Raw genomic sequence first — 13473 nt, forward strand, 5'->3', positions numbered from 1 at the left:
CGGTACCGCAGGACCCGGCGGCCGGGGGCCCGCCGGTAGCATCGTCGGGTGATCAGCACCGTCCACCGCATCGGCGACCTCCGCGAGCGGCTGCAGGAGGCGCGGCGGGCCGGTCGGCGCATCGCGCTCGTGCCGACGATGGGCGCCCTGCACGCCGGGCACCTCGCCCTCGTCGAGCGGGCGCGCGAGCTGGCCGACGTCGTCGTCGTGTCGGTGTTCGTGAATCCGCTGCAGTTCGGCCCGACCGAGGACCTGGACCGCTACCCGCGCGACCTCGAGGGCGACACCGCCCTGCTCGATGCGGCCGGGGCCGACCTCCTCTTCGCCCCGGGAGTCGCCGAGATGTACCCCGACGGGCCGTCCTCGACCCGGGTCGTCGCGGGCGAGGTCGGCGGCCTCTACGAGGGGCGTGCGCGGCCGGGCCACTTCGACGGGATGCTCACCGTCGTCGCCAAGCTCCTCGGCATCGCGCAGCCGGACGTCGCCGTCTTCGGGCAGAAGGACGCGCAGCAGCTGTTCCTCGTGCGCCGCATGGTCCGCGACCTCGACCTGCCCGTCGCGATCGAGGGCGTCGGCATCGTGCGGGAGGAGGACGGGCTCGCCCGCTCCAGCCGCAACCGCTACCTCGACGAGGAGCAGCGCCGCGCGGGCCTCGCGCTGCCGCGCCTCCTCGCGGCCGCCGCAGGAGCCGCCGACCGCGGTGCCGCCGCGGCGATCCAGGCCGCCGAGGCCGTCGCGCACGCCGAGCCGCTCGTTAGGCTGGACTACCTCGTCGTCGTGGACCCCGCGACGCTCCTCCCGGTCGACGCCGACCACCGCGGCCCGGCACTCGTGCTCGTCGCCGCGATCGTCGGCACCACCCGCCTCCTCGACAACGCCCCGATCCTGCTCGCCTGATCGCGGCCGTCCGCCCCGAACCGAAAGCACCGCGACCCCTCATGGCCGACACCCCCGACGTCCCCGAGACCACGACCCCCGCCGCCGAGCAGGCCGCCTCCGAGCAGGCCGCAGCCGAGCGCGCCGCGCAGCAGGAGGCCTCCGAGCAGAAGGCCGTCCGCCTCGCCAAGCGCGAGCGCCTGCTCGAGCTCGCGGGCGACGACCTCGGCGCCGGCGCCTACCCCGTCGCGGTCGGAGTCACCGACACCATCGCGGCGGTCCGCGCGCGCCACGAGGGCATCGAGCCGGACGTGAAGACCGGCGAGCGCGTCGGCCTCGCGGGCCGCGTGGTGTTCCAGCGCAACACGGGCAAGCTCTGCTTCGCGACGCTGCAGGCCGGCGACGGTGAGCGGATCCAGGCCATGGTCTCGCTCGGCGACGTGGGCGAGGAGTCCCTGGCGGCGTGGAAGGAGCTCGTCGACCTGGGCGACCATCTCTTCGTCGAGGGGGAGGTCATCTCGAGCAAGCGCGGCGAGCTGAGCGTGTGGGTGTCGGAGTGGACGATCGCCGCGAAGGCGATCCTGCCCCTGCCGAATCTGCACAACGAGCTCGGCGACGAGACCCGGATGCGCCAGCGCTACCTCGACCTGATCGTGCGCCCCCAGGCCCGCGAGACGGTCGTCACCCGCGCCCGGGTGAACGCCTCCCTCCGCGACACCTTCGCGGCGCACGAGTTCCTCGAGGTCGAGACTCCGATGCTGCAGGTGATGCACGGCGGCGCGTCCGCCCGCCCCTTCGCCACGCACTCCAACGCGTTCGACACCGAGCTGTACCTGCGCATCGCGCCCGAGCTGTACCTCAAGCGCGCCGTCGTCGGCGGGATCGACCGGGTGTTCGAGATCAACCGCAACTTCCGCAACGAGGGCGCCGACTCCACCCACTCGCCCGAGTTCGCGATGCTCGAGGCGTACCAGGCGTACGGCGACTACATCTCGATCGCCGACCTCACCCAGGAGCTGATCCAGAACGCGGCGCAGGCCGTCGCGGGCTCGCACGTGGTCACCTGGGCCGACGGCACCGAGTTCGACCTCGGCGGCCGGTGGGACCGCATCTCGATGTACGAGAGCCTGTCGCTCGCGGCCGGCATCGCGATCACGCCGGAGACGGAGCTCGCCGAGCTCGAGACCCTCGCCGCGCGCGAGGGCGTCGAGGTGCACGTCCCCACCCACGGCAAGTACGTCGAGGAGCTCTGGGAGCACTTCGTGAAGGGCGGCCTGACGCGTCCGACCTTCGTGATGGACTTCCCCGTCGACACCTCGCCGCTCGTGCGCGCGCACCGCAGCATCCCGGGCGTCGTCGAGAAGTGGGACCTCTACGTCCGCGGCTTCGAGCTGGCCACCGGCTACTCCGAGCTGGTCGACCCGGTCGTGCAGCGCGAGCGCTTCGTCGAGCAGGCCCGCCAGGCCGCCGCGGGCGACGACGAGGCGATGCGCCTGGACGAGGACTTCCTCCGCGCCCTCGAGCACGGCATGCCCCCCACCGGCGGCATGGGCATGGGCATCGACCGCCTCCTGATGGCGATCACCGGCCTCGGGATCCGCGAGACGATCCTGTTCCCGCTCGTCAAGTAGGGTCGCAGGAGCCGCGCGCGCGGCCGGCGAGGGGGAGACATGGTCAGGGCATCGAGCATCGTCGCGGCCGTCGCAGCGGGCGTCCTCACGATCGCGCAGTTCGGAGTGGGGACCGCGGTCGCCGCGAGCGTCGTGACCTCCTCCGGCGACGTCGGCACCGCACTGGCCGACCGGCGGGCCGCCGAGGCGTTCACGCCCGACCCCACGATCGCCGGATTCGCGGAGCGGACCGCCATGTCCGACCGCGGCCGCGCCCTCTACTACGCGTCGAGCCCGTCGGTCGAGCCGACCGCCGGCTTCAACGACCTCTGCGGCTACGGCGCCTCCGACGACATCGTCCTCGGCTGCTACACCGGCACCAGCATCTACATCTCGGACGTCGCCAACCCCGACCTCGACGGGATCCGCGACGTGACGGCGGCGCACGAGATGCTGCACGCCGCATGGGTGCGGCTCGATGCGGAGGAGCAGGCCGAGCTGGGCGACGAGCTCGAGGCCGCCTACGAGACCCTCCCGCAGGACGGCACGATCGCCGAGCGCCTCGAGCTGTACCGCACCGGCGGCCTCGGCGAGCGCGTCAACGAGCTGCACTCGATCCTGGGGACCGAGGTGGCCGACCTTCCGCCGGCGCTCGAGGCGCACTACGCCGAGTTCTTCGACGACCGCTCCGTCGTCGTGGGATTGAACGCCCGCTACGAGGCGGTCTTCACCGATCTCGAGAACCGCATCGAGGACCTGGTCTCCCGGATCGAGACGATGTACGCCGACCTCACGGCGCGGGTCGACGCGAACAACGCCGAGTACGACGCGCTCAACGTCGAGATCGACGACTTCAACTCGCGCGCCGACAGCGGCGACTTCGGATCGACGGCCGAGTTCGAGACGGAGCGCGCCGATCTGCTCGCCCGCAGCCAGGCCGTCGACGCCACCCGGGCCGCCATCGACGCGGACATCGCCGTGTACGACGGCCTGCGCTCGGAGCTGGAGGGCCTCAACTCCGACGCCGCGGCGCTGAACAAGTCGGTCGAGAGCCAGTAGCGCCCGGCGCCCGCGAAGGCCGCTGGGCGCACGGGTCCCCGGGCTCACGGCTCCCGCGCCGGTGCCGCGGGTAGGATCGCCGCATGGACTGGGAGCTGTGGAACCAGGGGCTGTGGGCCCTCGTGCCGACGATCACGGTCGGAGCCATCTTCTGGTTCGTGATGCGCGCCCTCATCCGCTCGGACCGCAACGAGCGCCGGGCGTACGACCGCATCGAGGCCCGCGAGCGCGAGCGCCGCGGCCTGCCTCCCCGCGACGCCTCCTGACCACCGCCGCCGCGCGGGTGCCTCCCGCGCCCGCTGCGCGGCCCCGCACGACGAACGAGGAGGCGCGGTGCCCGCACCCGACTGGGCCGTGATCCTCCCGATCGCGGCCGTCGTCGTCGAGCTCGTGGTCCGCGTGATCGCCGTGATCGTCGTGCCGCGGAACCGTCGTCCGACCACCGGCCTCGCCTGGCTGATGGCGATCTTCCTGATCCCGTACGTGGGCATCCTGCTGTTCCTCTTCATCGGGAGCTACCGGCTGCCGCGCAAGCGCCGCCGGAAGCAGCAGGAGATCAACCGGTTCATCCTGGAGTCGACCGACGGCATCGACCGTGTCGCCCGTGAGCACCCGTGGCCGCAGTGGCTGGAGTCGGTGGTCACCCTCAACCGCAACCTCGGCGCGATGCCGCTGGTCGGCGGGAACGACGCGCGCCTCCAGGGCGACTACGAGCAGACCATCCGCGCCATGGCCGCCGAGATCGACCGCGCCCGCCGGTACGTGCACTGCGAGTTCTACATCCTCGCCGCCGACTCGACCACGGCGCCCTTCTTCGACGCGCTCGACCGCGCGGTGGCCCGCGGGGTCCGGGTGCGGATCCTCCTCGACCACATCGCGTCGATCCGCGTGCCCGGCTACTACAGCGGCACGCACCGCCGGCTGCGCGCCCTCGAGCGGGCGGGCGCGTCGTGGTCGTACATGCTCCCCGTGCGGCCGTGGCGCGGGCAGTACCAGCGCCCCGACCTGCGCAACCACCGCAAGCTGCTGATCGTCGACGGCAACGCGGCCTTCATGGGCTCGCAGAACGTCGTCGACTCCAGCTACAACAAGCGCGGCAACATCCGCCGCGGCCTGCACTGGCACGACCTGATGGTGCGGCTCGAGGGGCCGGTGGTGCAGGGCATCAACGCCATCTTCATCACCGACTGGTACAGCGAGACCGACGAGCTGCTCCTGCGGGAGTCGGAGCCGATGGAGGCGCTGCAGCAGCGCGACACGATCGACTGCCAGGTGGTGCCGAGCGGGCCGGGGTTCGAGGGTGAGAACAACCTGCGCCTGTTCCTGACGCTGCTCTACTCGGCGCAGAAGTCGATCATCATCACCAGCCCGTACTTCGTGCCCGACGAGGCGATGCTCTACGCGATCACCACGGCGACCCGGCGGGGCGTGCACGTGGAGCTCTTCGTCTCCGAGATCGGCGACCAGGCCGTGGTCTACCACGCCCAGCGCTCCTACTACGAGACGCTGCTGACTGCTGGCGTGCGGATCTGGATGTACCGCAAGCCGACGATCCTGCACGCGAAGCACTTCACGATCGACGACGACGTCGCCGTGATCGGCTCGAGCAACATGGACATGCGCTCCTTCACGCTCAACCTCGAGGTCTCGCTGATGGTGCGCGGCTCGGAGTTCGTCGAGGACCTGCGCCAGGTGCAGCAGGACTACCGCGAGCACTCCCGCGAGCTGACCCTCCGCGAGTGGCGGCAGCAGCCCCTCCGCTCGACCCTGCTCGACAACCTCGCGCGGCTCACCTCGGCGCTGCAGTAGGGCTCTCGTACCCGCTGCGGGACGGCGGAGGATGCGGGCACCCGGCTCCTGGCGCAAGGGCCTGTGCGTGCCGCCGTCTCCCGCGTAGCGTCGGAGCGTCCTCAGCACCATCCGGTTCCGCCTGCTCGGCGCCGGGTTCGAGAAGGGAACGGACATGACGGCATCCCGCACGACGCGCATCCTCATCCTCGGCGGCGGCTACGTCGGCCTGTACACGGCCTGGGGTCTCGAGAAGAGACGGGGGGAGGCGCCGATCGACGTCACCGTCGTCGAGCCGAACCCCTACATGACCTATCAGCCGCTGCTGCCCGAGGTGGCCGGCGGGCACGTCCAGCCGCGCCACGTCACGGTGCCGCTGGTCTCCGCGCTCAAGCGCACCCGCGTGATCCGCGGCGCGATCACCGGGGTGAGCCTCGCCGAGCGGAGCGCGACCGTCGCCGCGATGGACGGCTCCACCCGCACGATCGAGTTCGACCAGGTCGTCTTCGCCCTCGGAGCCGTCACCCGCACCTTCCCGACGCCGGGCCTGGCCGAGCACGGCATCGGCTTCAAGACGGTGGAGGAGGCGGCGCACCTGCGCGACCGCGTCATCGAGAACATCGCGAAGGCGGCGCTCACCACCGATCCCGCCGAGCGCCGGCGCCTGCTGACCTTCGTCTTCGTCGGCGGCGGCTACACCGGCGTCGAGGCGCTGAGCGAGCTGCTCGACCTCAGCCGCAAGACCCTCGCCGCGCAGCCCTCGCTCTCGATGGGCGACGTCACCTGGCACCTCGTGGAGGCGCTGGACAGGGTCGCCCCCGAGGTCGGTCCCGAGCTGTCGAAGTGGACGCTCGACCACCTCCGCTCGCGCGGCGTGCACGTGCACCTGAAGACGACGATGCCCTCCTGCGAGGACGGCGTCGTGGAGCTCTCCTCGGGCGAGCGCATCCCGACGGCCACGATCGTGTGGACCGCCGGCGTGAAGCCGAATCCGATCCTCGACGCGACCGACGCCCCCCGCGGGCCGAAGGGCCACGTCATGGCGGATGCGCGCCTGCGGGTCATCCGCGAGGACGGCGAGCCGGTGGGCGGCGCCTGGGCGGCCGGCGACGGCGCGCAGGTGCCGGACCTCACCAGCGAGAAGCAGCCCGCGTACTACCCGCCGAACGCGCAGAACGCCGTCCGGCAGGCGAAGCTCCTGGCGCAGAACATCATCGCCGACCTCACCGGCGGGGTTGTAGAGGAGTACCGCCACGTCTCCGTCGGGACCGTCGCCGAGTACGGCATCGGCAAGGGCGCGGGCCTGATCAAGGGCGTGAAGCTGCGCGGCCTCCCCGCCTGGCTCGCGCACCGCGCCTACCACGGAGCGGCGATGCCGACCCTGGACCGCAAGTGGCGGATCATCACGGGCTGGCTCGTCGACGCCGTCACTCCGCGCGACCTCTCGCCGATGAGCGCGCTGCAGGATCCGCGCCGCGCCTTCCGAGAGACGGCCGAGGCCACCGACCGCGAGGCCGCCGCGAAGGCCGCCGCGAAGAAGGAGTCGGACGCGTCCTGACGCACCGGTGAGAGCGCGGGAGTCGCGGTGGTCGACCGTGACCACGGCGGCGCCCGCGCTTCCGGCCGACGGCTCCGTCCCGCTCGCGACGCGGCGGCGCCTGCTCAGGCGCGGCGGCGCGGCTTGAGACGCACGGTCGGCAGCACGGGCGCGGGGAGCGCGCGTCCGCCGTACCCGTCGACGGAGCCGAACGGGCCCGCCGGATCCGCGCCGGCGATCACGTCGGACTGCCAGCGCTCGCGGGCGGCCGCCACGTCGTCGTGGCTGCGGCCGACGAAGTTCCACCACATCACCAGCTCCTCGGCGAACGGCTCGCCGCCGAGCAGCACCACGCGCGCTCCCGCGTCCCCGGCGGTCAGCACCAGGTGGGAGCGGCCGGGCGCCAGGTAGGCGAGGTCCGAGCGCGGGACGTCCGCGCCCTCGACCGCCACAGGGCCGGCGTCGACGAGCACGCCGTACTCCCACGACTCCTCCACCGGCAGCTCGACCCGGGCACCCGGCTCGAGATCGATCTGCGCGGCGACCAGCGGAGTGAAGGTGCTCGCGGGGACCGACGCGCCCAGCATCCCTCCGACGAAGACGCGCACCAGCGCGCCGGGCAGCTCCACGGGCACCCCGCGGTGGTGCTCGAAGAACGGATCGACGAGCCGCGCCTCCTCGGGCAGCGCGACCCAGAGCTGCACCCCGTGCAGGACGGGCGCGCCCCCGGTCGAGACCTCGGAGTGCGAGATGCCGCGTCCGGCCGTCATCAGGTTGAGCTCGCCGGGGCGCACCACGGCGAGGCTGCCGACGCTGTCGCGGTGCTCGATCTCGCCCTCGAAGAGCCAGCTCACGGTCTGCAGGCCGGTGTGCGGGTGCGGCGGGACGTCCATCCCGGCCTCCTCGCCGAGCCGGACCGGGCCGTAGTGGTCGGCGAAGCACCACGCGCCGATCGTCGAGCGCGAGCGCTGGGGGAGAGTGCGGCGCACCTCGATCGCGCGCGGACCGCCGAGCGGGACGAGCCGCGCCTGCAGGATCTCGACCGCGCCGGGCTCGCGGGGGGCCGGGAACGCGGCGACGGGGAGCTCGTCGGGATGCTCCTCCAGGTTGCTCATGCGGGAAGTGTATGCCTTCGCATGGACCCGCGGACCAGAGCGCCGCCCGCACCCCTCCGGATCGCGTGCACGCCCAGGGCGAACAGGCCTGCTCACCGGGGGGAGCGCTGGTTACAGTCGACGTATCGGAGCCCACCCCTGCGGGTTCTGTAGGGAGTGACAGCATGTTCGAGAGATTCACCGATCGCGCGCGGCGCGTCGTCGTCCTGGCCCAGGAAGAGGCCAAGATGCTCAATCACAACTACATCGGCACGGAGCACATCCTGCTCGGCCTGATCCACGAGGGCGAGGGAGTGGCCGCCAAGGCGCTCGAGTCCCTCGGGATCTCGCTCGACGCTGTGCGCGAGCAGGTGCAGGACATCATCGGCCAGGGGCAGCAGCAGCCGACCGGCCACATCCCCTTCACGCCTCGGGCGAAGAAGGTCCTCGAGCTGTCCCTGCGCGAAGCGCTGCAGCTCGGCCACAACTACATCGGGACCGAGCACATCCTGCTCGGCCTCATCCGCGAGGGCGAGGGCGTCGCCGCTCAGGTGCTGGTCAAGCTCGGTGCCGACCTGAACCGCGTGCGCCAGCAGGTGATCCAGCTGCTCTCCGGCTACCAGGGCAAGGAGCAGGTCGCCGTGGGCGGTGAGCAGCAGCAGCCTCAGGGGGGATCGCAGATCCTCGACCAGTTCGGACGCAACCTCACCCAGGCGGCGCGCGACAACAAGCTCGACCCGGTCATCGGGCGCGAGAAGGAGATCGAGCGGGTCATGCAGATCCTCTCCCGCCGCTCCAAGAACAACCCCGTCCTGATCGGCGAGCCCGGCGTCGGCAAGACCGCCGTCGTCGAGGGCCTCGCCCAGGCGATCGTGCGCGGCGACGTGCCCGAGACGCTGAAGGACAAGCAGCTCTACACGCTCGACCTCGGCTCGCTCATCGCCGGGTCCCGCTACCGCGGCGACTTCGAGGAGCGCCTGAAGAAGGTCACGAAGGAGATCCGCACCCGCGGCGACATCATCACCTTCATCGACGAGATCCACACCCTCGTCGGCGCAGGGGCCGCTGAGGGCGCGATCGACGCCGCCTCGATCCTCAAGCCGCTGCTCGCCCGCGGCGAGCTGCAGACCATCGGCGCGACCACGCTCGACGAGTACCGCAAGCACTTCGAGAAGGACGCCGCGCTCGAGCGCCGCTTCCAGCCGATCCAGGTCGCGGAGCCCTCGCTGCCCCACACGATCAACATCCTCAAGGGTCTGCGCGACCGCTACGAGGCGCACCACAAGGTGTCCATCACCGACGGCGCGATCGTCTCGGCGGCCAACCTGGCCGACCGCTACATCAGCGACCGCTTCCTCCCCGACAAGGCGATCGACCTGATCGACGAGGCCGGCGCGCGCCTGCGCCTCTCGATCCTCTCGGCGCCGCCGGAGCTGCGCGACTTCGACGACCGCATCGCCGTGGTCCGCTCCGCCAAGGAGGCCGCGATCGAGGACCAGGACTTCGAGAAGGCCGCGTCGCTCCGCGACGAGGAGAAGCAGCTGCTCGGTGAGCGCCTGCGCCTCGAGAAGCAGTGGAAGTCGGGCGACGTCAAGGCCACCGGCGTGGTCGACGAGGGCCTGATCGCCGAGGTGCTCGCCCAGGCGACCGGCATCCCGGTCTTCAAGCTCACGGAGGAGGAGTCCTCGCGGCTCGTCTTCATGGAGAAGGCCCTGCACCAGCGCGTCATCGGCCAGGAGGAGGCCATCGCGGCCCTCTCGCGGACGATCCGCCGCACCCGCGCGGGCCTCAAGGACCCCAAGCGCCCCTCGGGCTCGTTCATCTTCGCCGGCCCCACGGGCGTCGGGAAGACCGAGCTCGCCAAGGCGCTCGCCGAGTTCCTCTTCGACGACGAGAACGCGATGATCTCGCTCGACATGTCGGAGTACGGCGAGAAGCACACCGTCTCGCGGCTGTTCGGCGCCCCTCCCGGGTTCGTCGGCTTCGAGGAGGGCGGCCAGCTCACCGAGAAGGTGCGCCGCAAGCCGTTCAGCGTGGTCCTCTTCGACGAGATCGAGAAGGCGCACCCGGACATCTTCAACTCGCTGCTCCAGATCCTGGAGGAGGGTCGCCTGACCGACGGCCAGGGCCGTGTCGTCGACTTCAAGAACACCGTCATCATCATGACCACCAACCTCGGTGCTCGTGACATCGCCGGTGGTCCCGTCGGGTTCCAGATCGAGGGCGACAACGCCACCGGCTACGACCGCATGCGCGGCAAGGTCAACGAGGAGCTCAAGAAGCACTTCAAGCCCGAGTTCCTCAACCGCGTGGACGACGTCATCGTCTTCCCGCAGCTGTCCAAGCCCGAGCTGCTCCAGATCGTCGACCTCTTCATCAAGCGCCTGGGCGACCGTCTGCTCGACCGCGACATGACGGTGGAGCTGACGCAGCCGGCCAAGGAGCGCCTGATCGAGGTCGGGTTCGATCCCGCCCTCGGTGCGCGCCCCCTGCGCCGCGCGATCCAGCGCGAGATCGAGGACCAGCTGTCCGAGCGGATCCTGCACGGCGAGCTCGGCGCCGGAGACCACATCCACGTGGACTTCGCCGACAACGCGTTCGTCTTCACCACGACCCCGCGACTGATCTCGATCAGCGCCGGTGCGTCCACGGGAGCGGCTACGGCCGGCCCGGCGACGCCCGACCTGATGTCGTAGCAGCCTCCCGATCGACCCCGTGCCCGTCCCCTCTCGCGAGGGGGCGGGCACGTCGTCGTTCAGGGGCGGGCGTCCGCTCGCAGGATCCCGCGCCCGGTGCGGCCTAGGCTTGTCGAATGGCCGATTGGAAGTACCCGGTGCGCCGCGCGCGCACGAGCGATGTCCCCTTCATCCAGGAGCTCAGCGAGCCGCTCGTCAACGAGCGCATCCTCCTGGGCAAGGACCGCGTGGTGCTCTACGGCGCCGTGCAGGAGTTCCGCATCGCGGAGGACGGCCACGGCACGGCGATCGGCTGCGGCGCTCTCCATGTGATGTGGGACGACATCGCGGAGGTCCGCACCCTCGCGGTCGCGCAGGACTGGCTCGGGAGGGGCGTGGGCCACCACATCCTGGAGCGCCTCGAGAACGACGCCCGCGAGCTCGGTCTGAAGCGCCTGTTCTGCCTCACCTTCGAGGTCGACTTCTTCACCCGCCACGGCTTCGAGCCGATCGGCGAGAAGGTCGTCGACCCCGAGGTCTACGCCGAGCTGCTCCGCTCTCCCGACGAGGGAGTCGCCGAGTTCCTGGACCTCGCCCGGGTGAAGCCGAACACGCTCGGCAACACCCGCATGCTGAAGACGCTCTGACCGTCGCCACGTCGTAGCCTGTCCCGGTGACTCCGCCGCCCCGCCGCCTGCCCTCCCGGGTCTATCGGCGACGCCGCGCCGGACTGCTGCTCGCGCTGGTCGTCATCGTCGCGGGTCTGGCGGTCGTGCTGTCGCTGCTCCCGCGGATGACCGCCTCCGACGCCGAGCCGAGCCCCACGCCGACCGTCGTGCTGCCGACGCTCTACCCGACCACCTCGCCCGGGGCCACGCCCGGAGCGGCCCCCGCGTGCACGGCCGACTCGGTCGCCGTCACCGCGGTCACGGACGCCACGAGCTACGCGCCCGGCGAGGATCCGCAGCTCTCGCTCTCGCTGGCCAACATCTCCAGCACCGACTGCGTGATCGACGCCGGCACCAGCACGCAGGTCTTCACGATCACCAGCGGCTCCGAGCAGATCTGGACCTCGACCGACTGCCAGACCGGCGCGGCCGACCTCCCGGTGCTCCTCCAGGCCGGCCGCTCGGTGACGGGCAGCGCGCTGACCTGGGACCGGACGCGCTCCTCCGCCGACACCTGCTCCGGCGGACGCGAGGCGGTCGAGGCGGGCGGCGCCGCCTACAACCTGTCGGTGTCGGTCGCCGGCATCCCCTCGGGCTCGCCGACGCAGTTCCTCCTCCAGTAGTCCGCCCGGGGGACGTGCCGGGCGTGCGTCGGCGCGTAGCATCACAGGCATGTGGGGGCTGCTCGGCACGATCCTGTCCGCCTCGACCGGCCGGGCGGGGGTGGTCGCGCGGCGAGCGGCGGCCGTGGCCCTCGCGGTTCTGCTGCTGGTCGGTGGAGCGGCGGCGCAGGCCGTGGTGGCTCCGCAGGCCGTGGCGGGCGTCGTGCGCGCGGATGTGGACGACTTCCGGTTCTCGGAGTACTCGGCCGACTTCCGCCTCGACCGAGACGAGGAGGGCCGCTCGACGCTGACCACCGTCGAGACCTTCGTCGCCGAGTTCCCGCCGTCGCAGAACCGCGGCATGCAGCGCGCGATCCCGCTCGACTACGAGGGGCACCCGACCGACGTCGACCTGGTGTCCGTCACCGACGGCGACGGAGCGGCGCGGCCGGTCGACACCGAGCGCGAGGACGGCTTCCTCCTGGTCACCAGCGCGGCGGACGAGTTCGTCAGCGGCAGCCAGACTTACGTCTTCACCTACACGCAGCACAACACGACCCTTCCGGGCTCCGGCACCCGCAGCGGCGAGGACGAGTTCTACTGGGACGTCAACGGCACGGGCTGGCGCCAGTCCTTCGACCGCTACGACGTGCGCGTCGAGCTCGCGGGGTCGCTGGGCTCCGCCGCGACGGGGACCGTCAGCTGCTACCGGGGGCCGGGGGGCTCGACGACGCCCTGTCCGATCGGCCGCGACGGCGCGGTCGTCACGGCATCAGGGGAGTCGCTGGCTCCGGGGGAGAACGTGACCGTGGCGATCGGCTTCGCCCCCGGGACTTTCACGCCGCGCGACGACCGCTACCTCGCCTCGGGCTGGTCCTGGGTGCAGCTGGGCGGCCTCGCCGCGGTCCTCATCGGGCTCGGGTTCGCGGTGCGGCGCCGTCGGACGGTGCTCCGCGACGCTCCGGGCCGGCCGACCGTGGTCGCCGAGTACGACCCGCCCGCGGAGGGGCTGTTCCTCTCCGCCGCACTGCTCCGGAAGACGGCGAAGGCGCCCGCCGCCGGGCTCCTGGACGCCGCGGTCCGCGGCCTCGTGCGCATCGAGGAGACGGGGGAGGGGCGGAAGCAGGAGTACGCCGTGCGGGTGCTCGACCCCGCGACGACGCCCACGCGACGCGCGGGACGCCCGCGGCCCCTCGCCTCCGACGACCGCGAGTTCCTCGACATCGCCGTGGGCCGGGAGCCTGGTGCGGTGCGCGAGCTCTCGGGCAAGGACAAGGCGTTCGGCAAGGCGGTCGGACAGTTCCGGATCGCGCTGGGCAACCGGGTGACCGAGGCGGGACTGAAGAAGGCCGGGACGATCGGCGGGAGCGTCCTCGTCCTCGTGCCGCTGCTGCTGGGAGTGATGGCCGCCTTCGTGGGTGCGATCCTCCTGATGACCGGCTCCTTCGGCGGCCCGCTCCCGCTCGTGCTGATGCTGGTCGCGATCATTGCGGCCGTCGTCGGGACGATCCTGGTCTCGAGGGTGCCGCTCACGGCGGCGGGCGCGGAGCTGCGCGACCACCTC

The 13473-nt window shown here is 71.8% G+C and carries 11 protein-coding genes; 10 read left to right on the forward strand and 1 reads right to left on the reverse strand.

The window, feature by feature from the left end; translation table 11 throughout:
* The first annotated feature begins 48 nt into the window (after positions 1 to 48).
* The 6 genes from panC to C5D44_RS16510 all read left to right on the forward strand — a co-directional run bounded on the left by panC (position 49) and on the right by C5D44_RS16510 (position 6891).
* Positions 49 to 897: a pantoate--beta-alanine ligase gene (gene panC / locus C5D44_RS16485; protein ID WP_104282288.1), complete on the forward strand. Its 849-nt coding sequence runs from the start codon at positions 49 to 51 to the stop codon at positions 895 to 897.
* 41 nt (positions 898 to 938) lie between these two features.
* Positions 939 to 2507 (forward strand): lysine--tRNA ligase, encoded by a 1569-nt coding sequence (gene lysS, locus C5D44_RS16490; protein ID WP_104282289.1) that lies wholly within the window; start codon positions 939 to 941, stop codon positions 2505 to 2507.
* Between the two features lie 39 nt (positions 2508 to 2546).
* Positions 2547 to 3545, forward strand: coding sequence for a hypothetical protein (locus C5D44_RS18210; protein WP_104277262.1), 999 nt, complete (start codon positions 2547 to 2549; stop codon positions 3543 to 3545).
* An 83-nt stretch (positions 3546 to 3628) separates the two neighbouring features.
* On the forward strand, positions 3629 to 3811 hold the full coding sequence (locus C5D44_RS16500; RefSeq protein WP_104224094.1) for a hypothetical protein: 183 nt from the start codon (positions 3629 to 3631) through the stop codon (positions 3809 to 3811).
* A gap of 67 nt (positions 3812 to 3878) precedes the next feature.
* Positions 3879 to 5354, forward strand: coding sequence for a cardiolipin synthase (cls, locus tag C5D44_RS16505; protein ID WP_104224093.1), 1476 nt, complete (start codon positions 3879 to 3881; stop codon positions 5352 to 5354).
* Between the two features lie 154 nt (positions 5355 to 5508).
* Positions 5509 to 6891, forward strand: a complete 1383-nt coding sequence (locus C5D44_RS16510; RefSeq protein WP_104282290.1) for an NAD(P)/FAD-dependent oxidoreductase — start codon at positions 5509 to 5511, stop codon at positions 6889 to 6891.
* Between the two features lie 104 nt (positions 6892 to 6995).
* On the opposite strand, the gene C5D44_RS16515 is transcribed toward C5D44_RS16510, so the two are convergent.
* Complete coding sequence (locus tag C5D44_RS16515; protein WP_104282291.1) at positions 6996 to 7985, reverse strand: pirin family protein; 990 nt, start codon at positions 7983 to 7985, stop codon at positions 6996 to 6998.
* A 164-nt stretch (positions 7986 to 8149) separates the two neighbouring features.
* Here C5D44_RS16515 and C5D44_RS16520 point away from each other — a divergent pair, with 164 nt between their 5' ends.
* The 4 genes from C5D44_RS16520 to C5D44_RS16535 form a co-directional block, all read left to right on the forward strand.
* Positions 8150 to 10660, forward strand: a complete 2511-nt coding sequence (locus tag C5D44_RS16520; RefSeq protein ID WP_104277266.1) for an ATP-dependent Clp protease ATP-binding subunit — start codon at positions 8150 to 8152, stop codon at positions 10658 to 10660.
* 116 nt (positions 10661 to 10776) lie between these two features.
* Positions 10777 to 11286, forward strand: a complete 510-nt coding sequence (locus tag C5D44_RS16525; protein ID WP_104234293.1) for an amino-acid N-acetyltransferase — start codon at positions 10777 to 10779, stop codon at positions 11284 to 11286.
* 26 nt (positions 11287 to 11312) lie between these two features.
* Positions 11313 to 11930 carry a hypothetical protein gene (locus C5D44_RS16530; RefSeq protein ID WP_104282292.1) on the forward strand — a complete coding sequence of 206 codons (618 nt, stop codon included), beginning with the start codon at positions 11313 to 11315 and terminating at the stop codon, positions 11928 to 11930.
* A gap of 49 nt (positions 11931 to 11979) precedes the next feature.
* A partial coding sequence (locus C5D44_RS16535; RefSeq protein ID WP_104282293.1) for a DUF2207 domain-containing protein occupies positions 11980 to 13473 on the forward strand: 1494 nt, incomplete at its 3' end.

Source organism: Rathayibacter sp. AY1B5 (assembly GCF_002932795.1).
Lineage (GTDB): Bacteria > Actinomycetota > Actinomycetes > Actinomycetales > Microbacteriaceae > Rathayibacter.